This is a genomic window from Streptomyces sp. NPDC008086 (assembly GCF_042957325.1).
Classification (GTDB): domain Bacteria; phylum Actinomycetota; class Actinomycetes; order Streptomycetales; family Streptomycetaceae; genus Streptomyces.
Window position 1 is genome coordinate 410,588 of sequence record NZ_JBIBIA010000010.1, and the last position, 25,118, is coordinate 435,705.

At 69.5% G+C, this 25,118-nt stretch carries 26 protein-coding genes and 1 pseudogene; 20 read left to right on the forward strand and 7 right to left on the reverse strand.

What is annotated here, in order from left to right; genetic code table 11:
- Nucleotides 1–303: 303 nt before the first annotated feature.
- Complete coding sequence (locus ACFZBP_RS34355; protein WP_391419008.1) at nt 304–492, forward strand: hypothetical protein; 189 nt, start codon at nt 304–306, stop codon at nt 490–492.
- Nucleotides 493–616: 124 nt separating this feature from the next.
- Here ACFZBP_RS34355 and ACFZBP_RS34360 read toward each other — a convergent pair whose 3' ends face one another.
- On the reverse strand, nt 617–1,582 hold the full coding sequence (locus tag ACFZBP_RS34360; RefSeq protein ID WP_391419010.1) for a WYL domain-containing protein: 966 nt from the start codon (nt 1,580–1,582) through the stop codon (nt 617–619).
- A 92-nt stretch (nt 1,583–1,674) separates the two neighbouring features.
- Between ACFZBP_RS34360 and ACFZBP_RS34365 the strand changes: the two genes are divergently transcribed.
- The gene (locus ACFZBP_RS34365; protein WP_391419013.1) at nt 1,675–2,040 is read left to right on the forward strand and encodes a VOC family protein; all 366 of its coding nucleotides are present in this window, start codon (nt 1,675–1,677) and stop codon (nt 2,038–2,040) included.
- 54 nt (nt 2,041–2,094) lie between these two features.
- Here ACFZBP_RS34365 and ACFZBP_RS34370 read toward each other — a convergent pair.
- Nucleotides 2,095–2,523, reverse strand: a pseudogene (locus tag ACFZBP_RS34370) (glycosyltransferase); the annotation flags it as partial.
- Between the two features lie 278 nt (nt 2,524–2,801).
- On the opposite strand from ACFZBP_RS34370, the gene ACFZBP_RS34375 reads away from it, so the two are divergent.
- Complete coding sequence (locus ACFZBP_RS34375; RefSeq protein ID WP_391419015.1) at nt 2,802–3,584, forward strand: alpha/beta fold hydrolase; 783 nt, start codon at nt 2,802–2,804, stop codon at nt 3,582–3,584.
- A gap of 318 nt (nt 3,585–3,902) precedes the next feature.
- Here ACFZBP_RS34375 and ACFZBP_RS34380 read toward each other — a convergent pair whose 3' ends face one another.
- The gene (locus tag ACFZBP_RS34380) at nt 3,903–4,598 is read right to left on the reverse strand and encodes a hypothetical protein (protein WP_391419017.1); all 696 of its coding nucleotides are present in this window, start codon (nt 4,596–4,598) and stop codon (nt 3,903–3,905) included.
- Between the two features lie 692 nt (nt 4,599–5,290).
- Between ACFZBP_RS34380 and ACFZBP_RS34385 the strand changes: the two genes are divergently transcribed.
- The 7 genes from ACFZBP_RS34385 (at nt 5,291) to ACFZBP_RS34415 (ending at nt 10,596) form a co-directional block, all read left to right on the forward strand.
- Complete coding sequence (locus ACFZBP_RS34385; RefSeq protein ID WP_391419019.1) at nt 5,291–6,400, forward strand: SchA/CurD-like domain-containing protein; 1,110 nt, start codon at nt 5,291–5,293, stop codon at nt 6,398–6,400.
- A 160-nt stretch (nt 6,401–6,560) separates the two neighbouring features.
- Nucleotides 6,561–7,025 carry a cupin domain-containing protein gene (locus ACFZBP_RS34390; protein WP_383459929.1) on the forward strand — a complete coding sequence of 155 codons (465 nt, stop codon included), beginning with the start codon at nt 6,561–6,563 and terminating at the stop codon, nt 7,023–7,025.
- Complete coding sequence (locus ACFZBP_RS34395; protein ID WP_391419021.1) at nt 7,022–8,293, forward strand: beta-ketoacyl-ACP synthase II; 1,272 nt, start codon at nt 7,022–7,024, stop codon at nt 8,291–8,293. The genes ACFZBP_RS34390 and ACFZBP_RS34395 overlap by 4 nt, the downstream gene beginning before the upstream one ends.
- Nucleotides 8,290–9,537 carry a ketosynthase chain-length factor gene (locus ACFZBP_RS34400; RefSeq protein WP_383459934.1) on the forward strand — a complete coding sequence of 416 codons (1,248 nt, stop codon included), beginning with the start codon at nt 8,290–8,292 and terminating at the stop codon, nt 9,535–9,537. Before ACFZBP_RS34395 ends, ACFZBP_RS34400 begins: the two co-directional genes overlap by 4 nt.
- A 30-nt stretch (nt 9,538–9,567) precedes the next feature.
- Nucleotides 9,568–9,834, forward strand: coding sequence for an acyl carrier protein (locus ACFZBP_RS34405; protein ID WP_383459937.1), 267 nt, complete (start codon nt 9,568–9,570; stop codon nt 9,832–9,834).
- A gap of 1 nt (nt 9,835) precedes the next feature.
- Entirely contained in the window at nt 9,836–10,291 is a 456-nt protein-coding gene (locus tag ACFZBP_RS34410) for an SRPBCC family protein (protein WP_383459940.1), read from the forward strand.
- Complete coding sequence (locus tag ACFZBP_RS34415; RefSeq protein ID WP_383459943.1) at nt 10,276–10,596, forward strand: TcmI family type II polyketide cyclase; 321 nt, start codon at nt 10,276–10,278, stop codon at nt 10,594–10,596. Before ACFZBP_RS34410 ends, ACFZBP_RS34415 begins: the two co-directional genes overlap by 16 nt.
- A gap of 79 nt (nt 10,597–10,675) precedes the next feature.
- On the opposite strand, the gene ACFZBP_RS34420 is transcribed toward ACFZBP_RS34415, so the two are convergent.
- Complete coding sequence (locus tag ACFZBP_RS34420) at nt 10,676–11,644, reverse strand: amidohydrolase family protein (RefSeq protein ID WP_391419026.1); 969 nt, start codon at nt 11,642–11,644, stop codon at nt 10,676–10,678.
- 35 nt (nt 11,645–11,679) lie between these two features.
- On the reverse strand, nt 11,680–13,311 hold the full coding sequence (locus ACFZBP_RS34425; protein WP_391419028.1) for an FAD-dependent monooxygenase: 1,632 nt from the start codon (nt 13,309–13,311) through the stop codon (nt 11,680–11,682).
- A 144-nt stretch (nt 13,312–13,455) separates the two neighbouring features.
- Here ACFZBP_RS34425 and ACFZBP_RS34430 point away from each other — a divergent pair, with 144 nt between their 5' ends.
- The 5 genes from ACFZBP_RS34430 (at nt 13,456) to ACFZBP_RS34450 (ending at nt 17,788) form a co-directional block, all read left to right on the forward strand.
- Nucleotides 13,456–14,724 (forward strand): cytochrome P450, encoded by a 1,269-nt coding sequence (locus ACFZBP_RS34430; RefSeq protein WP_391419030.1) that lies wholly within the window; start codon nt 13,456–13,458, stop codon nt 14,722–14,724.
- Between the two features lie 20 nt (nt 14,725–14,744).
- Entirely contained in the window at nt 14,745–15,059 is a 315-nt protein-coding gene (locus ACFZBP_RS34435) for an antibiotic biosynthesis monooxygenase family protein (RefSeq protein WP_383459953.1), read from the forward strand.
- Between the two features lie 63 nt (nt 15,060–15,122).
- Nucleotides 15,123–15,632 carry a MarR family winged helix-turn-helix transcriptional regulator gene (locus tag ACFZBP_RS34440; protein ID WP_383459956.1) on the forward strand — a complete coding sequence of 170 codons (510 nt, stop codon included), beginning with the start codon at nt 15,123–15,125 and terminating at the stop codon, nt 15,630–15,632.
- A gap of 48 nt (nt 15,633–15,680) precedes the next feature.
- On the forward strand, nt 15,681–16,013 hold the full coding sequence (locus tag ACFZBP_RS34445) for a DUF3817 domain-containing protein (protein ID WP_234765250.1): 333 nt from the start codon (nt 15,681–15,683) through the stop codon (nt 16,011–16,013).
- A 74-nt stretch (nt 16,014–16,087) separates the two neighbouring features.
- Nucleotides 16,088–17,788: a methylmalonyl-CoA mutase family protein gene (locus ACFZBP_RS34450; RefSeq protein WP_391419033.1), complete on the forward strand. Its 1,701-nt coding sequence runs from the start codon at nt 16,088–16,090 to the stop codon at nt 17,786–17,788.
- Between the two features lie 32 nt (nt 17,789–17,820).
- Here ACFZBP_RS34450 and ACFZBP_RS34455 read toward each other — a convergent pair whose 3' ends face one another.
- The gene (locus tag ACFZBP_RS34455) at nt 17,821–18,456 is read right to left on the reverse strand and encodes a TetR/AcrR family transcriptional regulator (protein WP_383459964.1); all 636 of its coding nucleotides are present in this window, start codon (nt 18,454–18,456) and stop codon (nt 17,821–17,823) included.
- Between the two features lie 223 nt (nt 18,457–18,679).
- Between ACFZBP_RS34455 and ACFZBP_RS34460 the strand changes: the two genes are divergently transcribed.
- From ACFZBP_RS34460 to ACFZBP_RS34480, 5 genes are all read left to right on the forward strand, one after another.
- Nucleotides 18,680–19,657, forward strand: coding sequence for a tetratricopeptide repeat protein (locus ACFZBP_RS34460; RefSeq protein ID WP_383459967.1), 978 nt, complete (start codon nt 18,680–18,682; stop codon nt 19,655–19,657).
- A gap of 663 nt (nt 19,658–20,320) precedes the next feature.
- Nucleotides 20,321–20,959: a DUF6230 family protein gene (locus ACFZBP_RS34465; RefSeq protein WP_383459974.1), complete on the forward strand. Its 639-nt coding sequence runs from the start codon at nt 20,321–20,323 to the stop codon at nt 20,957–20,959.
- Nucleotides 20,960–21,101: 142 nt separating this feature from the next.
- Nucleotides 21,102–21,686 carry a DUF6114 domain-containing protein gene (locus ACFZBP_RS34470; RefSeq protein WP_383459980.1) on the forward strand — a complete coding sequence of 195 codons (585 nt, stop codon included), beginning with the start codon at nt 21,102–21,104 and terminating at the stop codon, nt 21,684–21,686.
- Entirely contained in the window at nt 21,676–23,022 is a 1,347-nt protein-coding gene (locus tag ACFZBP_RS34475) for a hypothetical protein (RefSeq protein WP_391419037.1), read from the forward strand. Before ACFZBP_RS34470 ends, ACFZBP_RS34475 begins: the two co-directional genes overlap by 11 nt.
- Nucleotides 23,023–23,153: 131 nt before the next feature.
- The gene (locus ACFZBP_RS34480) at nt 23,154–23,543 is read left to right on the forward strand and encodes a hypothetical protein (protein ID WP_391419039.1); all 390 of its coding nucleotides are present in this window, start codon (nt 23,154–23,156) and stop codon (nt 23,541–23,543) included.
- 107 nt (nt 23,544–23,650) lie between these two features.
- Here the strand turns inward: ACFZBP_RS34480 and pyk are convergent, their stop codons facing one another.
- Nucleotides 23,651–25,081, reverse strand: a complete 1,431-nt coding sequence (pyk, locus tag ACFZBP_RS34485; protein WP_391419041.1) for a pyruvate kinase — start codon at nt 25,079–25,081, stop codon at nt 23,651–23,653.
- Between the last annotated feature and the right edge of the window lie 37 nt (nt 25,082–25,118).

Genomic DNA, 25,118 nt, shown 5'->3' on the forward strand with positions numbered 1-25,118 from the left:
CCCTCCGGGCCTCGTCCTCAAACGCCGGACGGGCTGAAAGTGCCTGGGCCGGTGCGCCCCTGCGGGTGGGTGGGTGGGGGTTCGGGATGGCAAGGTTTCGTCCTCAGCTCAGAAGCCGTTGTACTTCTCCTTGATCTGTGACGTTCCGTGACTCGGCAGGGGCGGTAGTTGTGGGGACGGGCGGGGGTTGTCGCCCGTGTCCAGGAGAAGTCGGCACCGTTGTACGCGGAGACGCGACCGACCGGCGCGTCACCGCACGCGACCGCGCGGCCTTTGTTCGCGGCGTCGATTGAGAGGGCGCCGATGACCGAGCATCTTGCGACCGAGGACGACCGCTTGCCCGACGCGACGGCCCATCTTGTGACCGTCTTCGAGCACCTGAGGGCCGAGCACGAGGCTCTGGTCGCCGAAGCAGAGGAAACCGCTGCCCAGGAGCGCCGCGGCACCATGAACGAATGGTCGAGTGCGTCGCCAAGGCCGCCTACACCGTGACCTCACTGTCGACATGCTGGCCACCGTCCACGGGCTGAGGGCTCTGAGTATTGACAGGCAGTGCTCCTACAGCCCGCTGAACTGCCCGCCCCGACCGCAAGCACCCGGGCCCAGCTGTTGCAGGTCAGGACGTTGGTGACGGCGCATAGTGGTGGGCAAGGTTGATGGCGAGGTTGCTGAGGTGAGCCCTGGCTTCGGTGGGGCCGTGCACAGTGATGGCGCTTCCGAACGGCAGTAGTGCTCGCACGTCCTCCAGCTGCAGGAAGCGGATCGTTACCTTGTGGCCGGTGACGGATTCTTCATAGTCGTGCTGGACGAGTCGTTGGCCAAAGATCCGTTGCGCTCGCTCGATCTGGGTCTGGTCGATGGTGGCGCTGACCTCTATCGCATGGTTGTGTTCCCACTGATCAACGAGCGCTGCAGCGACGGTGGCCAGGGTCTGGTTCTCGCGGATCCGCCGTGGCTCGTCGACTGCTGTCCAGGCCGTGATCCGTTCGAGTCGGTACATCCGTGGCGCTCGGGCACAGTCGGCGACGAGGTACCAGGTGCCGGCCTTGGCGAGCAGCCCGTAGGGGTCCACGACCAGGATGCGTGAGCATGACTCGTGGGGACTGTCGTACTCGATCCGTAGCCGACGACCTCGCCGCACGGGGCCGATCAGTGAAGCCGGAGTCGTGTCGGAATCTGGTGCCTGGAGCCAGGGACGGCTGTCCACGTGCACTACGTCGGTGAGGGGCAGGAGCTCACGAGCTCGACGTGGCTGTGTAGCGCCGATCTTGGAGAGCGCGCGCTGGCTTTCGACGGATGCGTTGAGCTCCGCACGTTGCTTCTCATCCAGCCCGGTGAGCGACAGATGATCACGCTCGTCCGGTGTGAGTCGCGTGAGGTCGAGCCCGGACCCGGGCAGCATGGTCACACCTCCGAGGCGGCCCCGTTGCGCGGTCACTGGCAGACCTGCGTCGCGGAGCCAGTTCAGGTCCCGGGTGATGGTTCGAAGGGACACTCCTAGCGCCGAGGCAAGTTCCTGTGTGGTCACGGCATCCCTCGATGCGAGGAGCAGCATCAGGGAGAAGAAGCGGTCTGGGGTCACACACCAATTTTTTCAGGAATTGCGACAGGGGGCGGCGCATATCCCGGTGAGGCTGGTGGATGCGTACCTACCACCTGTGAGAAGGAACAATCATGACCACATCCGTCGTGTCCATCGTCTATGTGAACGACGCTCCCGCCGCAGCTCGCTTCTACGGCGACCTCCTCGGCATGAGCCCCTCGTTCGAGACTCCGGGATACATCACCTTCGACCTCGGGCCAGGCGCTGACCTCGCTCTGTGGTCTGGCCAGTTCGAGGATCTGTCGCCGGACGTCCCGCGTACCAGTGAGGTGTGTCTGGCCACCAACGACGGGCCCGACGAGGTCAATGCGATCTTCAAACAGTGGCAGTCCAAGGGTGTCACGATCCTGCAGGAGCCACATGATGCGGGGTTCGGGCTGACCTTCCTCGCAGCCGGTCCTGACGGGAACCGTATCCGTGTCGCACCGCGGGGCTGAAAGGCCACAATGCGGCAGGCGCGACACCTGTCGTGCGCGCCTGCCGTTGTCTGCCTGCTCATGAAGCACCAGCGGACGTCGGCACATCCGCGCGGCCAGGCCTGCGGGGACCGCGACGTAACCGCCGGTGGCGAGGACCACGTTCGGCCGGAACTCGGCAACCAGCTTCCTCGCCTGGGCTACCCCGAGCGGCACACGGGCCATGTCCCGCATCTTGGCCGCGGACATCATCTTGAGCGGGTTGCTTGAGCGGCGGATCTTCCCGGTGGTCACCGTGGCGAACGCGATGCCCTCGGCCGGCGCGACACGTGCCTCCAGGCCCTCAGCAGTGCCGATCCACAGCAGGTCGAGGCCTCTGCCCTCGGCCGTCAGCCGATTCTGCAGCGTGCGGATCGCGGTGAGTGCCGGGTAAGTGTGACCGCCGATGCCTCCGCCCGAGACGATGAGGCGGAAGGTGCCGGCGCGACGGGGTTCCTTCGCCACGCGGCGCACGGGCCGGGCGCCGACACGGACCCACACCGCCGTCGAATTCCAGCGTGGTTGTGGGGGGAACCGACGGAATTCGCTGACCTGCTGACAACGCGGCTGAGCCCGGGTGGATATCCCGCGTTGACAGAGGGCGACTCCCGGCAACCCGGATACCTCCGGGCCGGTCGTTGGAAGAAGCGTCACGACTGGCCGTCGCCGGGTGGACCGGCCGTCGCTGCGCGGACGGCCGGATCAGCTCGTGCGACTACTGATCACGCCCTTATGCTTTCGATATGTCGGATATCCAGCTGGCCAGTAGCCGCCGCGGCACAGGGCCGCCGCTGGTTGTGATCCGGCAACTGGACCGGGAGGGCTGGGCGCCCGTCATCCAGCTGTTGGTCGGCGAACGCGAGGTCGTGGCCGTCGACCTGCCAGGATTCGGCGACAGCCCACAGCTGCCAGGTGGTACCGCTCCTACAGTCCAGGCACTCGCCACCGAGGTCGCCACGTGGTTCTCCGCGGTCGGCCTCACACGCCCGCCCGTCGTCGGCAACTCGCTCGGAGGGGCCGTCGCACTCGAACTCGCCCGGACCGGCGTGGTCGGCAGCGCCGTCGCCCTGTCCCCGATCGGCCTGTGGACCGGCCCCGAGGCCGCCTACGCCCTCGGCTCGCTCCGGATCGCGCGCACGATGGCGGAGAGCCTCGGCCCTCGCACGGCACGGGTGACCGACAGCGCCCTGGGCCGAACCCTCACGTTCTGGCAACTCGTCGCGCGTCCCTGGCGGATGACGCCGGAGACGGCCGAGGGCGCCCTGCGCGACCTGGCCCGTGCGCCCGGCTTCAAAGCCACCCGCCGAGCAGCACGCACGTACCGACTGACCGGCTTCACCCCCAGCGTCCCGGTCACGGTCGCCTGGGGCACCCGGGACCTTCTGACACCCCGGCACCAGGCCCGCCGCGCAGCCCGGCTCCTGCCAGGAGCCCGCCATGTCCGGCTGCCCGGCTGCGGGCACTCACCCATGTCCGACGATCCCGTCCGGATCACCGACCTCCTGCGGTCCGCGAGCATCGACTGAGGACGGCCGACGACATTCGCTGACCTGCTGAAAGCGACTCCCGGAGGAGGGGCATCCTGTGCAGGGCCGTGGGGCCTCCCGGTGAGCTGCGGTACGTGAGTGTCGTCGGCACGGGTGGTGATGGACCGTTCCCAGTCGGGAACCGGCTGGTGGCGAAGACTTCAGGCGTGGTGAGGAAGAGCTCGAAGCGGACCGCGAGGCCCCGCCCGAAGCGCCCACCGATCCGTCTGGGGAAATCAGGGCCGGGCGGATCGCGGACCGGCTGCGGGAGCCGCGCCGGGAGCAGCGGATCCCCAGGGCAACCTCCGTCGCGACGGCTCAGCGCAGCAGTGCTGCACGCAGGGTGATGCCGTGCCGCGTACGCAGCCGCCGCAGCTCCCACAACGCCACGGCGGTGACGGTCAGAGGGGCTCCCAGAATGAAGGCCATCCGCACCGCGAACGGCACACCGTCGTAGGCGCCCCGGAACGCGTCGAAGAGGGCGACCTCCCAAACGAGCAGCGTCGCGAGCAGCGGTGGCACCGTCTCGTGGACGTCCGCTGTCCGGAAGACGTGCACGAGGGACTGCGCGATGCCGTAGAAACCAAAGGGGGCGAGCCACAAACAGAAGGCCCCCAAGGCGAACAGCAGCACCACCCGCCCTGCCGACGCCGTCCAGTCAGTGTCCTCGGTCACGTACCCCAGTCCCGTGATCAGTCGTGGCACAGCGAGCGTGACGACCAGCGCGAGCAGGGCCCCGGCGGGCTTGACCGCGCGGCGCAAGAACAGGCGCCGGTTGGGTGGGCGGGCCGCCGCGATGAAGACCGCGACGGCGACCGGGAACGTCACCGCCAGCACAATGAGCGTGGTGCGGATCTGGCCGAAGCGGTCGTTCATCACGGCGTCGGCGTCCGACGCGATCCCGTAGGACAACAGCATCCACGTGACAGCGACCAGGCCGACGACCGTCCGAAAGACCTGCACCTTCTTCACCACCGGGTCGTCCACACGGTCCGGACGGGACGGCGTGAACACCGCACGCCCCACAGCGATCGGATTGAAGAGACGTCCGAAGGTCAGCGGGCGCGCCGGAGCCGGCGGCCAGGGGCCCGTCGGCGTCACGGGTGGCAAACCCGCTCCCGGCGGTTGTCCTCCGCCGTATGGATTCCACGGCGCCCCGCCCCCGCTGCCACTCATCCCCGCGTCCTTCCTGTCGTCGTCTCCAGCGGCCCCGAGGAGGATCGCAGATCTCGGCACGTGAAAACGCCCAGTTCCCCATGCATTGCGCTGCAGTCGTGTGCCAGTCCCCGGGCCGCCACCGCAACGCCACGAGCACAGAGGCCGGCGGGCAGCGTGAATCTCCAGCCGATCGCGGACGCGGCGGCCAGGCAAGGTTCGCGGCGACAGGTCAGACACGAGGCGGCCGTAGTCCCGGCAGGTCCCTGGCTGGCGCACCCCCACCGAGCCCGCGGTCGCCCCCCGACCCACCACCCCACCGAACCGCGCTACGCGCACCCCCACCCCACCGCAACGGGCCGCCGCAGGCATCCCACGCCCCAACCCGCGCGCCGGCGACGGCACATGCCCCCCGCAGTCCCTCAATTGGCCCGCGCGGCTCGCGGACCCCAGGGCCCTGACCCACGATGAAGGCTCAGGGCCGAAACCCGCGTTCGCGCTGGTGGACACGGACGGCCGCCGCTTGCTCCCGCGAAGGAAGGGTCTGCCGGATGACCACTTCGCCCTACACATTCCAGTCGGCGTTCGACGGCTCCAGGATGCGAGTCCTTCTGCTGGTCGACCTCCACGAAGGCGCCGAGCAACAGTTCCTGGACGCGTACGAGCAGATGCGCGACCGCGTCGCGTCCGTCCCCGGCCACCTCGGTGACCAACTGTGCCAGTCCCTGGAGAACCCGTCCCAGTGGCTCATCACGAGCGAATGGGCCACCGCCCCGCCGTACCACGCCTGGGTCAACAGCGACGAGCACATCGAGACCGTCCGGCCCCTGACCCGCTGCGCCCGCGAGATCCGCTCGCTGCGCTACGGCATCGTCCGCGAAACCGGCGGCGCCCACCCCCGAACCGACGGCCTCCAGAAGGACGTACGCGTCGGTGACGGGGTCATCCGCCACGCCCTGACCTTCACCGTCAAACCCGGCTCCGAGTCCAAGGTCGCCGAGATCCTCGCCGGCTACGCCCCACCAGAGGCCCGCGTCGACGACACCACGCGACTGCGCCGCACCACCTTGTTCATGCACGGAAACCGGGTCGTCAGAACCGTCGAGGTCGAGGGCGACCTCACGACGGCGCTGCGCCACGTCTCCCGCCAGCCCGAGATCCGGGCCGTCGAAGAGGCCCTCAACCCCCATCTGGAGCAGCACCGGGATCTCACCGACCCCGAGTCCGCCCGGACCTTCTTCGCCCGCGCCGCCATGCCCCCCGTCCACCATGTGACCCGTGGCGGCCCGGAACCGGCCGGCCTCACCCGGCACGCCCTCTACTACCCGGCCAAAGAGGGCTGCGGAATGGCGCTGGCCCGCTTCCTCGCGACGCAGGACGAGACCGCCGCGGCCGACCCGGCCGGCCCCGTGCACCGCAGCACCGTCTTCCAGCGCGAGGACATCGTCGTCCGCCTCATCGACGTACGGGGCGACCCCGAGACCGATCCGGTCATGGCACTCGGCATCCATGGCCCGAGGAAGGCCGTCGTGCTGGCCCGGCTGCTCGACGGCGACGCGCTCGGTGTCGAGGGAACGCTCAGGGGCGAACGGGAGGCGACCCGCCTCCTGACCCACGCCGACATGGCACTGATCACCGACCGCAGGGCAGCGCAGTCCTGACCGACCAGGGAGTCGCTCGCCCCGGGACCACCGCGCGACCGTGCGAACCGCCGGCGAACCGCACAGCGAGTCGCCCGGCAACCCGCGGAGCGAACCGCGCGCCGGCCGCCCGAGGACCCGTACAGCGACCCACCCCCATCGACCGACCTGGAGACAGACCATGGACAAGATGCGCCCGCGCGTCGTGGACCTGAACGAGATCGAGCCCAACCGCAAGCGCGGCGGCGACCTGCGCACCCTGCTCACCCCTGTCACGGTGGGTGCCACGAGCGGCTTCATGGGCCTGGCCATCATCCAGCCCGGCGAACGCATCAGCGAGCACTACCACCCGTACTCCGAGGAGTTCATCTACGTCGTCGAGGGCAGGCTGGAGGTCGACCTGGACGGAGAAACGTTTCCCCTCCGCTCCGACCAGGGCCTCATGATCCCCATCGACATGCGCCACCGCTTCCGCAACGTCGGCGACGACGAAGCCCGCATGATCTTCCATCTGGGGCCCCTCGCGCCGAACCCGAAGCTAGGCCACGTCGACACCGAGGCCCCCGAGATCAGCGACGACGTCCAGGCCTACCCGCTCGTCCAGGGGGAGGGTGCGCAGCCGGAACGCCCAGGGGTGCTGTCATGACCCGGCGCGTGGCGGTCACCGGCATAGGCGTGGTCGCCCCGGGCGGGATCGGGGTGCCGGCCTTCTGGGACCTGCTCTCCAACGGCCGTACGGCGACCCGTGGCATCACCCTGTTCGACCCCGCGGGCCTGCGCTCCCGGATCGCCGCCGAGTGCGACTTCGACCCGCTCGCGCACGGCCTCGACATCGAGGTCGTGGAACGCGCCGACCGGTACATACAGTTCGCCCTCGTCGCCGCCCAGGAGGCCGTCGCCGACAGCGGTGTCGACTTCGCCGCCGAGGACCCCTGGCGCGTCGCCGTGTCCCTGGGCAGCGCCGTCGGCGGCACGACCCGGCTCGAACACGACTACGTCCTCGTCAGCGAACGCGGACAGCGCTGGGACGTCGACCACCGCGCCGCCGAGCCGCAACTGCACCGGGCGTTCTCGCCCAGCACGCTGGCCGCGGACGTCGCGGAGCGGTTCGGCGCCCAGGGCCCGGTGCAGACCGTGTCCACCGGCTGCACCTCCGGACTCGACGCCGTGGGCTACGCCTTCCACACCATCGAGGAGGGCCGCGCCGACCTCTGCATAGCCGGCGCCTCGGACTCCCCGATCTCCCCGATCACCATGGCCTGCTTCGACGCCATCAAGGCCACCTCCCCCAACAACGACGACCCGGAGCACGCCTCCCGCCCCTTCGACGCCCACCGCGACGGATTCGTCATGGGCGAGGGAGCCGCCGTACTCGTCCTGGAGGAACTGGAGCACGCCCGCGCGCGCGGCGCGCACGTCTACTGCGAGATCGGCGGCTACGCCACCTACGGCAACGCCTACCACATGACCGGACTCACCTGTGAGGGCCTGGAGATGGCCCGGGCCATCGACGACACGCTCGACCACGCGCGGGTAAACCCCACCGAGATCGACTACGTCAACGCGCACGGCTCGGGCACCCGCCAGAACGACCGGCACGAGACCGCCGCGGTCAAGAAGTCGCTGGGCGCCCACGCCTACGACACCCCAATGAGCTCGATCAAGTCCATGGTGGGCCACTCGCTCGGCGCGATCGGCGCCATCGAGGTCGTCGCCTGTGTGCTCGCGCTGGCCCGTCAGGTGGTCCCGCCGACGGCGAACTACGAGACCCCGGACCCCGAGTGCGACCTGGACTACGTCCCGCGCACCGCCCGCCCGCGCAGGCTCGACAACGTGCTCTCCGTGGGCAGCGGCTTCGGCGGGTTCCAGTCCGCGGTGCTCCTGACGGGGCCGAGTGGGAGGAGACGACGATGAGCGGTCGACGCACCCGGCACACCGCGGTCACCGGCCTCGGCGTGGTCGCGCCCAACGGCCTGGACGCGGACACCTACTGGAAGTCCGTCAAGGAGGGCGCGAGCGTACTGGACCGGATCACCCGGGAGGGCTGCGAGCACCTTCCGCTCCGGGTCGCCGGAGAGGTCCGCGGATTCGACCCGTCGGCCCTGATCGAGGAGACCTTCCTCGTCCAGACCGACAAGTTCACCCACTTCGCGCTGGCCGCCGCCGACGCCGCCCTCCAGGACGCGGGGCTGAGCAGCAGCGCCGCCGACTCGCCGTACTCCGTCGGCGTGGTCACCGCGGCCGGGTCCGGCGGCGGCGAGTTCGGCCAGCGGGAACTGCAGAAGCTGTGGGGACAGGGATCCCGGTTCGTCGGGCCGTACCAGTCCATCGCCTGGTTCTACGCGGCCAGCACCGGCCAGATCTCGATACGCAAGGGCTTCAAGGGCCCCTGCGGGGTGGTGGCCAGCGACGAGGCGGGCGGCCTGGACGCCGTCGCGCACGCCGCCCGGGCCGTGCACCGGGGGACCGACGTGGTCGTGGTCGGGGCCGCCGAGGCGCCGCTCGCCCCCTACTCGGGGGTCTGCCAGCTCGGCTACCCCGAACTCAGCACCGAGGCCGACCCGGACCGCGCCTACCGCCCCTTCACCTCGGCCGCCTGCGGCTTCGTACCCGCCGAGGGCGGTGCCGTACTGGTCGTGGAGGACCTGGAACGGGCCCGGCGCCGGGAGGCGTTCGTGCGGGCCACCGTGGCCGGACACGCCGCCACCTTCACCGGCGCCTCCCGCTGGGACCGGTCGCGGGAAGGGCTCGCGCACGCCATCCGCGGCGCCCTCGACGAGGCCGGCTGCGCACCGGAGGAGATCGACGTGGTCTTCGCCGACGCCATGGGCATCCCCGAGGCGGACCGCGCGGAGGCTCTGGCCCTCGCCGACGCCCTCGGCCCGCACGGCACCCGCGTGCCGGTGACCGCCCCGAAGACCGGCATCGGACGGTCGTACTGCGGGGCACCGCTGCTGGACATCGTGGCCGCGGTGCAGGCCATGGAGCACGGGCAGATCCCGCCGACGCCCGGCGTCTTCGACATCTGCCACGACATCGACCTGGTCACCGCCAGGCCCCGCCCGGCCGAACTGCGCACCGCGCTGGTCCTCAGCCGGGGACTCATGGGCTCCAACGCGGCGCTCGTCCTGCGCCGCGGCCCCGGACCGGCCCGCTGAACCGGACAGCAACAACAAGGAGAACCCCGCATGACCACCGACGTGACCGAAGTGACCGTCGAGGAACTGGCCGCCCTGATGAAGAAGGCCGCCGGCGTGAGCGTGGACCCGCAGGAACTCGAACGCCGGGTGGACACACCCTTCGGCGAGTTCGGACTGGACTCGCTCGGCCTGCTCGGCATCGTGGGCGAGCTGGAGAACCGGCACGGACGGGCGCTGCCCACCGACGCCGAGCGCTGCAAGAGCCCGCGCGCCTTCCTCGACCTCGTCAACGGCGCCCTCACGACAGGAGCCTGAAGTGCCCGGACACACCGAGAACGAGATCACCATCGCCGCACCCGTCGACCTCGTCTGGGACATGACGAACGACCTGGACCGCTGGCCCCAGCTGTTCAGCGAGTACGCCTCCTGCGAGGTGCTCTCCCGCGAGGGCGACACCGTGACCTTCCGTCTGACCATGCACCCCGACGAGAACGGCAAGGTGTGGAGCTGGGTGTCGGAGCGGGTCGCCGACCGCGAGAAGCTCGTCGTCCGTGCTCGCAGGGTCGAGACCGGCCCCTTCGAGTACATGAACATCGTCTGGGAGTACGAGGAGACCCCCCGCGGCACCCGGATGCACTGGACGCAGGACTTCGCGATGAAGCCCGACGCCCCGGTCGACGACGCCGGGATGACGGAGATCATCAACCGCAACTCGCCCATCCAGATGGAACTCATCCGCAAGCGTGTGGAGGCCGAATGCACCACGCACTGATCGTCGCCAGGATGGCCCCGCAGTCGGCCAAGGACATCGCCGACGTCTTCGCGGCCTCCGACCGCGGCGAACTCCCGCACCTCGTCGGGGTGACCAAGCGCTCCCTGTTCCAGTTCGGCGATGTGTACATGCACTTCATCGAGGCCGAGCAGGACCCGGGCCCCGCCATCGCCAAGGTGGCCGGACACCCCGAGTTCGTGGGCATCAGCAAGCGGCTCGAAGCGTTCGTCAGCCCGTACGACCCGGAGACCTGGCGGAGCCCGAAGGACGCGATGGCGCGCTGCTTCTACCAGTGGGAACGCTGACGACCGCCGAACACTGAACCGAAAGGGCCGCCGCCCGCGCATCCTCCGCGCGGGCGGCGGCCCTTCGCGAACCCCGGCCCTACGAACGCGCGAGCCCCGGCATCAGCCGCAGCGCGTTCTCCCGGTTGATGCCCTGGAGCTGCTGCTCCGAGAGGAACGGGTCGCCGTCCAGGGCGGGCGTCACGCTGTCGACGATGACGTGCGCCGGGGTGGGCGGCCAGTCGGTGCCGAAGAGGATGCGGTCGGGGTCGACCGTGGCCAGCAGGGTGGGCGTCGCCGACGGCGACATCGGGCCGGCCGTGTCGAAGTAGAACCGGTGCAGGTAGTCCTTCACCCGGCCGGGCTCGATCGGCGGGTTGATCCGCCCGCCGAAGAGGTCGAGCCGGGTGGCCATGTAGGGCAGGAAGCCCCCGCCGTGCGGAAGGATGAAGCTGAGGTTCGGATAGCGGTCCAGGGTGCCGTTGCGGATGAGGTTGATGGCCGCGCGGGTGGTGTCCAGCAGGAAGTCGCACACGAACGGCGGCGTCCCGGGCAGTCCCTCGCCGCCGTCCTTGCCGGGGACCGCCACCTCCATGGGGTGCGTGCTGACGACCGCGGAACGGTCGTTGAGCTCCTGGAGCAGCCGGTCGTGCGACTCGTCGCCGAGGAAGACGCCGTTGACGCTGGTCCGGGTGCTCACCCCGATCGCCCCGAGCTCGTCCAGACCGTGCCGCACGCTCCACGCGGAGAGCTCCAGGTCGTCGAGGAAGACGGGCGTGAAGAACGCGAACCGCGCCGGGTTCGCCTCGACGACGTCGGCCGCCGCCCCGAGGGCGACCCGGGCGCTCTCCTGCCGTTCGGCGCGCTCATGGAACCGGCCCAGCATCGCCACGGTCATGACGGAGGTGCCGATCCCCGTCTTGTCCATGACCTCCAGCGCCGCGTTCACGTCCCAGCGGGTCCACCAGGGCAGCTTCTCGCGGTTGACGACACCGCGTTCCTCGGCCCAGTCCAGCCAGGCCGGGGCGGTGAAGTGGTGATGGACGTCGATACGTCCGGCAAGGGTCATGGCAACGTCCTCGGGGTGGGGTGTGGAGAGGGTGTTCAGTCGCGGCAGAGCAAGCTCTGCATCACGTTCGTCAGCACGCGGTCGGCGTCCGGCATCGCGGCGTCCGCCCGCCAGGCGACGAAGCCGTCCGGACGCACCAGCACGGCACCGTCCTCGGCCGTGCCGTGCAACTCCGCCCAGTCGGCGTCCGTCTCGGGCACGAGGTCGTGATCGGGTCCGGTCCCCACGAGGTACGCCTCGATGGGCACGCCCAGATTCAGCGAGGCCCGCTCCACCGCGGTCCGCCACTTCTGCCCGCCGGACCCGGCGAGCAGTACGAAGGAACGCTCGTACAGATCGAGCGTGGAGATCCTCGTGTCGCCGCGCACGACCCACATATGGGGCGCGCGGCTGCCCGGCTCACCGCCCAGCTGGAAGGCGTCGGGCACGATCGGCTGCTCCGCGTGGGCGCCCACCACGGCGTTGGACGCGTACCGGTAGCACAGGGCGACGGTCATCAGGTCCGCCGGGTCGTTGTTGCGTCCGGCGGCGGGGCTGAAGCCCGGGTGCTGTTCGTCGGCGGCCTGCACGCACGCGCGCGTGCCGGTCGCGAGGGCGACGGGCCGCCGTTCCAGCTCGTAGCTGTCGAGCAACGACGTGCAGGCCCAGCCGCGCAGCACCGCGGCGAGCTTCCAGGCCAGGTTGTGGGCGTCCTGGATGCCGGTGTTGGAGCCGAACGCCCCGGTGGGCGGCATCTCGTGGGCCGAGTCCCCGGCCAGGAAGACCCGGCCGGCGCCGTAACTGTCGGCGACCCGCTTCGAGGCGTGCCAGGGCGCCTTGCCGGTGATCTCGACGTCGATGTCCGGCACGCCGACGGCCGCGCGGATGTGTGCCGTGAGCCGCTCGTCGGTGAAGTCGTCCAACTCCTCACCCCGGTCGGGATACCAGGGCACGTGGATCACCCAGCGCTCCTTGTTGTCCACCGGCAGCAGGGCGCCCTCGCCGTCGGGGTCGGTGACGTAGCAGACGACGAACCGCCGGTCTCCGACGTGGTCCTGCAGGGTCCTGCTGCGGAACGTCACGCTGACGTTGTGGAACAGCTCGCCCGGCCCCGACTGGCCGATCCCCAGGTGGCCCCGGATGGGGCTGCGCGGACCGTCGGCGGCCACCAGGTACTCGGCGTCCACCGTGTACGTCTCGTCGGTGTCCCGGCGCCTGATCTGGGCCCGGACCCCGTCCGCGTGCTCGGCGAAGGAGACCAGCTCCGAGCTGAAGCGGATGTCGGCACCCTGCTCGCGCGCGTACTCCAGCAGCACCGGTTCGAGGTCGTTCTGGCTGCACAGACACCAGTCGGAGGAGCTCACCCGGGAGATGTCCATGCCTCCGGAAATGTCCCCGACGATCCAGCGGCGCTGCGTCCCGGTGAGCCGGTCCACCTGGAGGATGCCGTCGTTCCCGGAGAGCACGCGGGCCGCCTCCCGGATACGTGACTCCAGGCCGGCGGTCCGGTAAATCTCCATGGTGCGCACGTTGTTGCCGCGGCCGCGCGGGTGCGTGGACGTCGCGGCATGCCGCTCCACGAGCATGTGCTCGATTCCGAGGCGCCCCAGGAAAACCGAAGTGGAAAGACCCACCAGGGATCCGCCCACGATGAGGACTGGTACAGATTCCGCTTCGTGTCCGCTCACGTCGACGATGTTTACCAAGTAGGACTGTCACACACACGTGTTCCGACGAGCCGACCCATATGGACCAGCACCGTTTGCGGCGTGCTGTCGCCCGGGAAACTGTGGCTCCGACCACGGAAATTCACGCCGACCCGGGGACCAGTCATGACGCAAGCATTCGCATCCGAGGAATCCGAGGCACTGTCACCAGAGGAGGCCGCGGCAGCGGCCTCGAACTGCACCCGGGAGTTCCGGGCCAACCCGCATCCCGTGTACGCCGCGCTCCGGGAGCAGGCCCCGGTCTGCCCGCTGTCCCCGCCGCACGGCGTCGAGACGTACCTCATCACGCGTTATGACGACGCCCGGGCCGCCCTCGCCGACCCGCGGCTGAGCAAGGACATGTACGGCGCCATCGACGCCTACCACCGCATCTTCGGCGACTCGTCGATCGCGCTCGACGACAACATGCTCTTCTCCGACCCGCCGAAGCACACCAGGCTCAGGAGAATCGTCGGCAGCACCTTCACTCCGAAAAGGGTGGAATCGCTGCGGACACGCGTCCAGCAGATCACCGACGAACTCCTTGAGCAGTGCCCGAAGTCGGGGGCGGTGAACCTCCTCCCGGAGTTCTGTTTCCCGCTTCCGCTCCATGTCATCTGCGAACTCCTGGGTGTCCCGGAGAACGAGCGCAAGCAGGCCCAGGAATGGTCCGCCACCGTCGCGCAGACCGGTTTCGGACCGGAGGCGCGAAAGAAGCTGGAAATCGCCGAGGGAAACCTGCGCGACTATCTCGTCGACCTGTGCGCACGCAAGCGGCAGGAACCCGACGGCGGTCTGCTCAGCGCGCTCGTCACGGCCCAGGACCAGGAAGGCTCGCTCACCGACCACGAACTCGTCTCGACGGCGTGGGTGCTGCTCTTCGCCGGCCACAAGTCGACGGCGTACCAGATCGGCAACGCCGTCTACCACCTGCTCAGCCGGCCGGACCAGAAGGCGCTGGCGCTGCGGGACGCGAACTCCATGAACGCGGCCATCGAGGAGATCTTCCGGTTCGAGACCTCCGTGGAGAACTCGACCTTCCGGCACGCCAAGGAGGACATCGTGATCCGGGACGTGCTCATCCCCAAGGGCGCGCTCGTCCAGATCTCGATCACCGGCGCCAACCGCGACCCGGAGATGTTCGCCGCGCCCGAGGAGCTGGACGTCCAGCGCCCGAACGTCCAGGCCACCCATCTCGCCTTCGGCTACGGCCCGCACTACTGCATCGGCGCACCGCTCGCCCGGCTGGAGATGCAGCTCGCCCTCACCTCGCTCTTCGACCGGTTCCCGCACATGACCCTGGCGGTGGCACCGGAGGAGGCGCGCTGGATGACGGTGCCGTTCCCCGCCTTCCGCGGGCTCGCGGAACTGCCCGTCGTCCTCGACCCGTCCTGACGCGCGGCACCGTGCGACCCATGGAACGCGTGCGCGTACTGCGTCTGCTCCACGTCCGCGAGGGCCGCGAGAGCGACTTCGTGGAGTCCTACCGGTCCGTGCTGAAACGCGCCGAGCGCTTCCCCGGACACCTCGGCGAGCAGCTCTGCCGCTCCCTGGACGATCCCGCCCGCTGGCTGCTCACCAGCGAGTGGGAGAGCCTTCAGGCCGTCCAGCGGTGGCGGACCGACCCCGACCACCAGGCCCTGGTCCAGCCGATGAACGCCTGTCTGCACGAGGACCGGTCGACATCCGTCTTCCGGATCAGGGACCTGGCCGGCCCGGCGGCCGGGTAGCGCGGCCGACCGAAAGGCGAGACAGGGCTGACCGGCATGTGACCGGCCGGTAAGGTCGGTCGCGTGCCGAAGCCGCTCAGTCTTCCCTTCGATCCCATCGCGCGCGCCGACGAACTCTGGAAGCAGCGCTGGGGCAACGTGCCGTCGATGGCCGCCATCACCTCGATCATGCGCGCACAGCAGATCCTGCTCGCCGAGGTCGACTCGGTGGTCAAGCCGTACGGGCTGACGTTCGCGCGGTACGAGGCGCTGGTGCTGCTCAACTTCTCCAAGGCCGGCGAGCTGCCGATGTCCAAGATCGGCGAGCGGCTCATGGTGCATCCCACATCCGTGACGAACACCGTCGACCGGCTGGTCAGGTCCGGCCTGGTCGACAAGCGGCCCAACCCCAACGACGGGCGCGGCACGCTCGCCTCCATCACCGACAAGGGTCGTGAGGTCGTCGAGGCCGCCACCCGCGACCTGATGGCGATGGACTTCGGGCTCGGGGTGTACGACGCCGAGGAGTGCGCGGAGATCTTCGCGATGCTGCGGCCGCTGAGGGTGGCGGCACACGACTTCGACGAGGGCTGAGCGGGCCCCGGCCAAGATCTTCCGGAACGGGTGGTTACGCTCGTACGCATGAAGAAGAGCGTCCTGACCCGCTACCGGGTGATGGCTTACGTCACCGCCGTCATGCTGCTCGTCCTGTGCACCTGCATGGTGTTCAAGTACGGCTTCGACAAGGGCGAGGACGTCACCTTCGCCGTCTCCCAGGTCCACGGCTTCCTCTACATCATCTACCTGGTCTTCGCCTTCGACCTCGGCTCCAAGGCCAAGTGGTCCTTCGGCAAGCTGCTGTGGGTGCTGCTCTCCGGGACGATTCCCTTCGCCGCTTTCTTCGTCGAGCGCAAGGTCACCGCCCAGGTGGAACCCCTGGTCAACGGGCCGGCCCCGGCCGTCGCCAACGCCTGACGCAACCGCCGTACCGACGCGTACGGCGGTTCTCCCATCGACATTTACTAGGACGTCCTAGTAAATTCGAGGGTATGGACGCTGACGCCATCGAGGAGGGCCGCCGTCGCTGGCAGGCCCGGTACGACGCCGCGCGCAAGCGCACGGCGGATTTCACCACGCTCTCCGGGGATCCCGTGGAGCCGGTGTACGGGCCCCGGCCGGGAGACAGGTACGAGGGCTTCGAGCGGATCGGATGGCCCGGGGAGTACCCGTACACCCGCGGCCTGTATCCGACCGGCTACCGAGGGCGGACGTGGACCATCCGGCAGTTCGCCGGGTTCGGGAACGCCGAGCAGACCAACGAGCGCTACAAGATGATCCTCCGCAACGGCGGCGGCGGACTCTCGGTGGCCTTCGACATGCCGACGCTCATGGGCCGCGACTCCGACGACCCGCGCTCGCTGGGCGAGGTCGGGCACTGCGGGGTCGCCATCGACTCGGCCGCCGACATGGAGGTCCTGTTCAAGGACATCCCGCTCGGCGATGTGACGACGTCGATGACGATCAGCGGGCCGGCCGTCCCGGTCTTCTGCATGTACCTGGTGGCGGCGGAGCGCCAGGGCGTCGACCCGGGCGTCCTCAACGGCACGCTCCAGACCGACATCTTCAAGGAGTACATCGCCCAGAAGGAGTGGCTCTTCCAGCCCGAGCCGCACCTGCGCCTCATCGGCGACCTCATGGAGCACTGCGCGGCCGGGATCCCCGCCTACAAGCCGCTGTCCGTCTCCGGCTACCACATCCGAGAGGCCGGCGCGACGGCCGCGCAGGAGCTGGCGTACACCCTCGCCGACGGCTTCGGCTACGTCGAGCTGGGCCTCTCCCGCGGTCTGGACGTCGACGTCTTCGCTCCCGGCCTGTCCTTCTTCTTCGACGCGCACGTCGATTTCTTCGAGGAGATCGCCAAGTTCCGCGCCGCCCGCCGCATCTGGGCGCGCTGGATGCGGGACGTGTACGGGGCGCGGACCGACAAGGCCCAGTGGCTGCGCTTCCACACCCAGACCGCCGGTGTCTCGCTGACCGCGCAGCAGCCGTACAACAACGTCGTCCGTACGGCCGTGGAGGCGCTGGCCGCCGTGCTCGGCGGGACCAACTCGCTGCACACCAACGCCCTCGACGAGACCCTCGCGCTCCCCTCCGAGCAGGCCGCCGAGATCGCCCTGCGCACCCAGCAGGTCCTCATGGAGGAGACCGGCGTCGCCAACGTGGCCGACCCGCTGGGCGGTGCCTGGTACGTCGAGCAGCTGACGGACCGGATCGAGGCCGACGCCGAGAAGATCTTCGAGCAGATAAAGGAGCGCGGCCTCAGGGCCCACCCGGACGGGCGGCACCCGATCGGTCCGATCACCTCCGGCATCCTGCGCGGGATCGAGGACGGCTGGTTCACCGGGGAGATCGCGGAGTCGGCGTTCCGCTACCAGCAGTCGCTGGAGAAGGGCGACAAGCGGGTCGTCGGCGTCAACGCGCACACCGGGTCCGTCACCGGCGACCTGGAGATCCTGCGGGTGAGCCACGAGGTGGAGCGCGAGCAGGTGCGGGTGCTCGCCGCGCGGCGGACGGCGAGGGACGAGTCGGCGGTCCGGACGGCCCTCGACGCCATGCTGGCGGCCGCCCGCGGCGGCGCCAACATGATCGAGCCGATGCTGGACGCGGTCCGGGCCGAGGCGACCCTCGGTGAGATCTGCGGGGTCCTGCGGGACGAGTGGGGGGTGTACACGGAGCCGCCGGGCTTCTGAGACGCCCGCCCCGCTGCCGCTCGGGGAGCGGCTCAGGGTTCGACCGGGAGCGCGGCCGCTCCCCGCAGGCCCAGCAGCAGGACCTGGGTGAAGCCGCGTACCCACTCCTCGTCGGCCGGGCAGCCGCTCACCAGTGTGCGGTGGACGACCGCGCCGGCGACGACGTCGAAGATGAGGTCGACGGTGCGGGCCGCGTCCTCGGGGTCGGACTCGGGGGGCAGCTCGCCGCGGGTCTGGGCGCGGGTGCGGCCCTGGAGGACGAGCCGTTTCTGGCGTTCGACGATCGACTCGCGGATCCGTTCCCTGAGGGCCTCGTCCCGTGTCGACTCCGCCACCACCGCCATCAGGCCGCTTCTCGCCTCGGGCCGGTCCAGGATGGCCGCGAACTGCAGGACCACGCCCTCGATGTCGGCGGCCAGGGAGCCCCGGTCGGGCAGCTCCAGCTCGTCGAAGAGCTCCGCGACCGCGTCGACCACCAGCTCGTTCTTGCCGGGCCAGCGTCGATAGATGGTCGTTTTCGCAACCCCCGCGCGCGTCGCCACGTCTCCCAGGGTGAGCTTCGACCAGCCCAGATCGACCAGAGCCTCCCGCGTCGCCGCCAGGATCGCCGTCGCCGCGGCCGCGCTGCGCGGGCGGCCGGGGCGGGTGACGGGGGTGCGGCTCTGCATCCTCCGACCATATCCCCGCGATATCCGGGGATTCTGTGTCGTCGTGAGGGAGATCACCGGGGGGTGGTGTTCCGGAGGCACTCGATGCCATTACGCTACGACTCGTAGCGAAAGCGACGACCACTGACGTGGGGTGGGGACCCGGCGTCGACATCATGGCCGGGCGAGGCCCGGCTTTCACACCGCTTTTCACAGTGCGCGCCGGACGGGGGAGGATAGACGCATGCAGCCACGGAACATGTCCATGAGCGGAGTCGTCGACCTCGCCGCGGTGAAGGCGGCCCAGGAGGCCAAGGCGAAGGCGGAGCAGGCGCGTGCCGAGACCGCCCGGCAGGGCGGGGGAGGGGCCATCTCGCCCGCCGACCTCGTCATCGACGTCGATGAGGCGGGGTTCGAGCGGGAGGTCCTTCAGCGGTCCGCCGAGGTGCCCGTCGTCATCGACTTCTGGGCCGAGTGGTGCCAGCCCTGCAAGCAGCTGAGCCCGGTGCTGGAGCGGCTCGCCGTCGAGTACAACGGCCGGTTCCTCCTCGCGAAGATCGACGTCGACGCCAACCAGATGCTGATGCAGCAGTTCGGCGTGCAGGGCATCCCCGCCGTGTTCGCCGTCGTCGCCGGACAGGCGCTGCCGCTCTTCCAGGGGGCGGCCGGCGAGGCGCAGATCCGCGAGACGCTGGACCAGCTCGTCACCGTAGCCGAGCAGCGTTTCGGTCTGACCGGCCTCACCGTCGACCCCGACGCCGAGCCCGGCGGCGGTGCCCAGAGCGCCCCCGAGGTGCCGGTCGGCCCGTACGACGCGTTGCTGGAGGCCGCCGTGCAGGCCCTGGACGCCGGGGACTTGGGCGGTGCGGTGCAGGCGTACCGGAACGTACTGAGCGAGGACCCGGCCAACATGGAGGCCAAACTCGGGCTCGCCCAGGCCGAGTTGCTCCAGCGCGTGCAGGGTGTCGACCCGCAGCAGGTGCGCAAGGACGCCGCCGACAAGCCCGCCGACGTGGCCGCGCAGATCGCCGCCGCCGACCTGGATCTGGTGGGCGGACATGTCGAGGACGCCTTCGGGCGGCTCATCGACACGGTGGCGCGCACGGTGGGTGACGACCGGGATGCCGTGCGACTGCGGCTGCTGGAGCTGTTCGAGGTCGTGGGCGGCGAGGACCCGCGGGTCGCGGCGGCGCGCCGGGCCCTGGCGCGTGCGCTGTTCTGACCGGGTCCCGGGGCGGGGCGCCGGCCCCGTTCTGACCAGTCACTAAACGCATCGGCGCGTGTTGCCCGAGTGAAGGGTTTTGCTGACAGAGCATCACTGCGGCCGCGCTTTACCAAATCTTGGTAATCGCGGCCGCAGTTACTGCGGGTAAGTCAGAGGCGTCGTTCTGTCGGACTCTGTCCGGTGATTAATGGACTTGTCCGGTCGCTGGACACCACCCTGAGTCGCTGTCCGAGACCGGCGGGTCGTTGTTCGGTTATCCCGCCGTTACTACCGAGTAACGAAGCCCCTTGTGCGGGCGGCGAGAATGCACCACGATCGGCCACGCTCGGTCCATTTCCGTACCCCGACAGCCGGTCGGGTCACGGGAGTTCCTGGGTCCCCACCGAGCAGGGGCGGCGGCAGTGGCGCCGGCTCTTGGACAGGGGGGTCTTCGCCCACCCGGCGAAGCCTGTCCAGCAAGGTTGTGCGTGATGCGTGTCAGGCGCGACCAGTGGTTGTCGCTCGGGGGTGATCGCCGGTTGTTCGGGCGCGGTTCGCGCCACCGATCGCAGGCGCTCTCCTTCCCGAGGACGTAGCACTTCTCCCATCCCTGCCCGGCCGAGCCGTCGACTTCGGAAGTTCGGTCGAGGCCAGGAGATGTACGTCCGAGAAGGAGGAAATATGGAGTCCCAGGTGCGTGGCGGGACCAGATGGAAGCGGTTCGCTGTGGTCATGGTGCCCAGCGTCGCCGCCACGGCTGCGATAGGTGTCGCCCTCGCGCAGGGCGCTCTCGCCGCGTCGTTCAGTGTCTCCGGCCAGTCGTTCAAGGTCACGACGGACAAGCTCGTCGGTACCGGTTTCTCGCAGTACGGCGCTCTTGACGAGGGCTACACGCTCACCGGCAAGAAGACGGTTCACCCCGTCGCCGTCTCGGGCTTCAAGTCCGCGACGATCAACAGCCTGTGCCAGTCCGTGGTCACCCCTGACGTCCCGATCCTCGGGAGCGTCAGCCTGATCCTGCGGGCGGGCGAGGACCCGAACAAGCCGGTCGAGGCCAAGAACCTGTACATCGACGTGGCCGACCTCGAGGCCGACGCCACGTTCGAGAACATCGACATCGGTGTGGCCGCCAAGGACGCCAGCAAGGGTCCGGGCATGAAGGGCGGCGGCGAGCAGGCCAACCCCTTCGGGTTCGCCCAGCAGGCCGACAAGGCCACGCTGGTCGGCGTGAAGCAGACGGCGTGGGCGACCACCGCCGGAACCTTCAAGCTCAGCGGTCTGAAGATGTCGCTGTCGACGGGTGTCAAGGAGTGCTACTAAGCACTCTCTGACGGGCGGGGGAGCCGATGGCGCCCCCGCCCGTCCACTCTCCGCCCGCTTTCTTCACAAGTGGTCACAGGCACCACAACTCACCACCACCGCACCACCATCACAGCAACGCTGTACCAGGGAGCTGTTTTCGATGAGCGCCGAGACTCCTGCCGCGCCCGGCCGTGACGAGCACTACCTCCGGGTCTTTCGGCGGAACTTCCGCGCCTGGCGGGGTACGAGGCCGTTCTGGGCCGGTCTGTTCGTCATGTTCGGCGGACTCCCGATCGCCTACTTCCCGTACGCGAACCTTCAGATCGGCCATCTGACGCTGGCGATGCAGACCGCGGGGGGCTCCAGCTCCCTGATCATCGGTGTGCTGCTCGTCGTCCTGGGCTTCACTCTGTGGTTCCAGAAGCACGTCCGCACCTTCGCGGGCGTCGCGGCGATCCTGCTGGCGCTCGTCTCCATCCCGCTGTCCAACCTCGGTGGCTTCCTCATCGGCTTCCTCTTCGCCCTCATCGGCGGAGCGATGGCCGTGTCGTGGGTCCCGGGCACGCCGCCCGACGCGGAGACGGTGGCGCAGGACGGGACGGGAGCGGGTGGCGCTCCTGAGGGCCTGGACCCCGACACCACGGTCCTCCAGCCCGTTCAGGACACGGACCAGTGGGGCAAGTCGAACGATCTGTCAGGAACGAGCCCGGCGAACGGGGCGAACGGGAGGCACAGTGCCGGCTGACGAGGTGACCCACGGGACTGAGGTGGACAAGTCCCGTGTGAGAACCGGGCCGCGACACGCGGCACCCAAAAAGCCGCTGTTCACCAGGTTCCACATGCCGGCCGGCAAGGCGATAGCCCTGGCGGCGATGCCCACCGCGGTCCTCATGGGAATGGGGTTCACACCGACACTCGCGCAGGCCGACAGCGACAACGCCACCAAGCCGACGTCCAACAGCCTCACGGCGGACGAGTACAAGGAGTGCGTGGCGGCTCTGGAGGACGACGCCTCGGCGTCCCCGTCCCCGAGCGCCAGTGAGTCCACGGACGACGACACGGCCGAGCCGACCCCGTCGGCGTCCGCGGGCGAGGAGTCCTCCGACTCCTCGGGTACCGGCGGTTCCTCGGACTCCGCGGACGACTCCTCCTCGTCGGATTCAGGTTCCGACGACGCGGCCGAGCCCGAGCCGACGCCCTCCCCGAGCAAGTCGAGCGAGGCCCAGTCCGGCGACACGGCCACGCCGTCCCCCTCGCCGTCCGAGAGCGGCGGCAACCTGCTGGAGAACATCGGCGACGCCATCGAGGGCATCTTCACGGGCGGGAACACGTCCGGGGAGTCCGCGAGCCCGACGCCGACGCCCTCCGCGAGCGCGAGCGAGGAGGCGTCCGACGGCTCCTCCGACTCCGGTACGGACACCTCCAAGGAATCCGACCCGGTCAAGGAGACCGCCGAGAAGGCCACCGACACGGTGAAGGACACCGTCGAGGACGCCACCGGCAAGGCGTCCGACACGGTGAAGGACACCACCGAGGCGGCCGAGGAGGCGGCCGACGAGGCCACCGCCACGCCGACCCCGTCCGCGAGTTCCAGCGCGGACCCGGAGAACTGCCCGGTCGCCACGGACGAGGAGGGCGGCGTCGACAACCCCGTGCCGCTGCCCGACGACCCGTGGTACCTGAACGCCAGCTCGCTGCTGCTCAAGGGCGCCGACTACCAGGGCATCGTCGAGGTGAAGACGGCCAACGGCACCAAGAAGAAGGTGCTCAAGTACGTCATCTCCGACGGCACCGACATCGGCGATCTGCACCAGACTGTGAAGGACAAGCAGTCCGGCAAGACTTACCACGTGCAGGCGGCCGCGGGCTCGACGTCCACGATCCGCGACGGCAAGACGGTGATGTACACCGAGAGCATCTCCGGGAACCTGCTCGGCCTGATCCCGGTCACCTTCGACCCGGAGCACCCGCCGCCGCTGAACATCCCGCTGATCTACTTCACCAAGGTGAAGGTCACCCAGGCCGGCCAGTTCGGCGGCACCCTGCACGTGCCCGGCCTGCACAACTTCGTCACCGACTGAGCCGGGGCGTCTCCCGCCAGACGCCCCCCGACAGGCCCGTTCGGGAGCCGCACAAGCACTGTGGCCCGGTCCTCCAGCCGGAGGGCCGGGCCACAGTGCCGACCTGCCGCCCGCGGGCGGAGGAGAATCGTTTGCGAACCCAGCTGAAGGTCACCCGCGACGGCGACGCCTTCATCGCCCGGCTCACGCCCCGTCAGGTGTCGGCGATGTACGAGGCGCTGAGCTACCTGAGCGAGCGCAACCAAGGCGACACGGAGCTGACCCTGCTGGTCGGCGCCGACCGGGAGGCGGTCGACGCGCTCGTGGAACGCCTCATCGGACGGCACACGGAGTCACGCGACTTCCGTCTCACCATGGCGGAACTGCACATGGTGCACAGCGCGCTGACGGCCGCGCCCACCATGTTCACGGGGCGCGAGGGCCTCTTCGCCCAGGAGCCCTTCCATATCCGGCTGGGCTTCTACCGCGAGAACTTCGACGCCTTGGCGTCCGCGCTCCTGCGCGCGGCCGTCGAGGCGTGACCCTCGGCGGGAGCCAGGGGCAGGCACCACTGAAGGACTGAGGGCGCCCCCTCTTCCACAGGGAGCGCCCTCAGCGCCGTACGAAGCCCTCGTGGGCCCTCTCCGGGTCAGTCCCGCGCGCCGCCGCCGAGGTGGTGGACGCGGACCATGTTGGTGGTGCCGGGGACGCCGGGCGGGGAGCCGGCGGTGATGACCACGATGTCGCCCTCGTTGAACAGGCCGAGCTTGACGATCTCCTGGTCCACCAGGTCGACCATCTCGTCGGTGCTGTTCACGAACGGCACGACGTGCGGCTCGACGCCCCAGCTGAGGGTCATCTGGTTGCGCGTGGACTCGTCGGTGGTGAACGCGATGATCTGCTGGGCGGCGCGATAGCGGCTCAGACGGCGGGCGGTGTCGCCGGACTGGGTGAAGGCGACCAGGCCCTTGCCGCCGAGGAAGTCGGCGATCTCGCAGGCCGCGCGGGCGACCGAACCGCCCTGCGTGCGCGGCTTCTTGCCGGGGACGAGCGGCTGCAGGCCCTTGCTCAGCAGTTCCTGCTCCGCCGCGGCGACGATCTTCGACATCGTCCGGACGGTCTCGATCGGGTACGCGCCGACCGAGGACTCCGCCGACAGCATGACCGCGTCCGCGCCGTCCAGGATCGCGTTGGCCACGTCGGAGGCCTCGGCACGGGTCGGACGGGAGTTGGTGATCATCGACTCCATCATCTGGGTCGCCACGATCACCGGCTTGGCGTTGCGGCGGCACAGCTCGATGAGCCGCTTCTGCACCATCGGGACCTTCTCGAGCGGGTACTCGACGGCCAGGTCGCCACGGGCGACCATGACGCCGTCGAACGCCATCACGACGTCCTCCATGTTGGCGACCGCCTGCGGCTTCTCCACCTTGGCGATGACCGGGACGCGGCGGCCCACCTCGTCCATCACCTTGTGCACGTCCTGCACGTCGTTGGCGTCCCGCACGAAGGACAGGGCGACCAGGTCGCAGCCCATGCGGAGGGCGAAGCGGAGGTCCTCGACGTCCTTCTCGCTCAGCGCCGGCACGTTCACCGCCGCGCCGGGCAGGTTGATGCCCTTGTGGTCGGAGACGACACCGCCCTCGATGACGATCGTCTTCACCCGGGGACCGTCGACCTCGGTGACCTTCAGCTCGACGTTGCCGTCGTTGATGAGGATCTGGTCACCCTTGGAGACATCGCCCGGCAGGCCCTTGTAGGTGGTCCCGCAGATCTGCTTGTCACCCGGGACGTCCTCGGTCGTGATGACGAACTCGTCACCGCGCTCCAGCTCCACCGGGCCCTCGGCGAAGGTCTCCAGGCGGATCTTGGGACCCTGGAGGTCGGCGAGCACACCGATGGCCCGGCCGGTCTCCCGGGCCGCGGCGCGCAGGCGCTCGTACCGGCCCTGGTGGTCTTCGTGCGTTCCGTGGCTGAAGTTGAAGCGGGCCACATTCATGCCCGCCTCGATCAGCGAGACAAGCTGCTCATGGGAGTCGACCGCGGGGCCGAGAGTACAGACGATTTTCGAACGGCGCATGAGACGATCCTATCGGTTTGTTTCGCCGCGGAATATT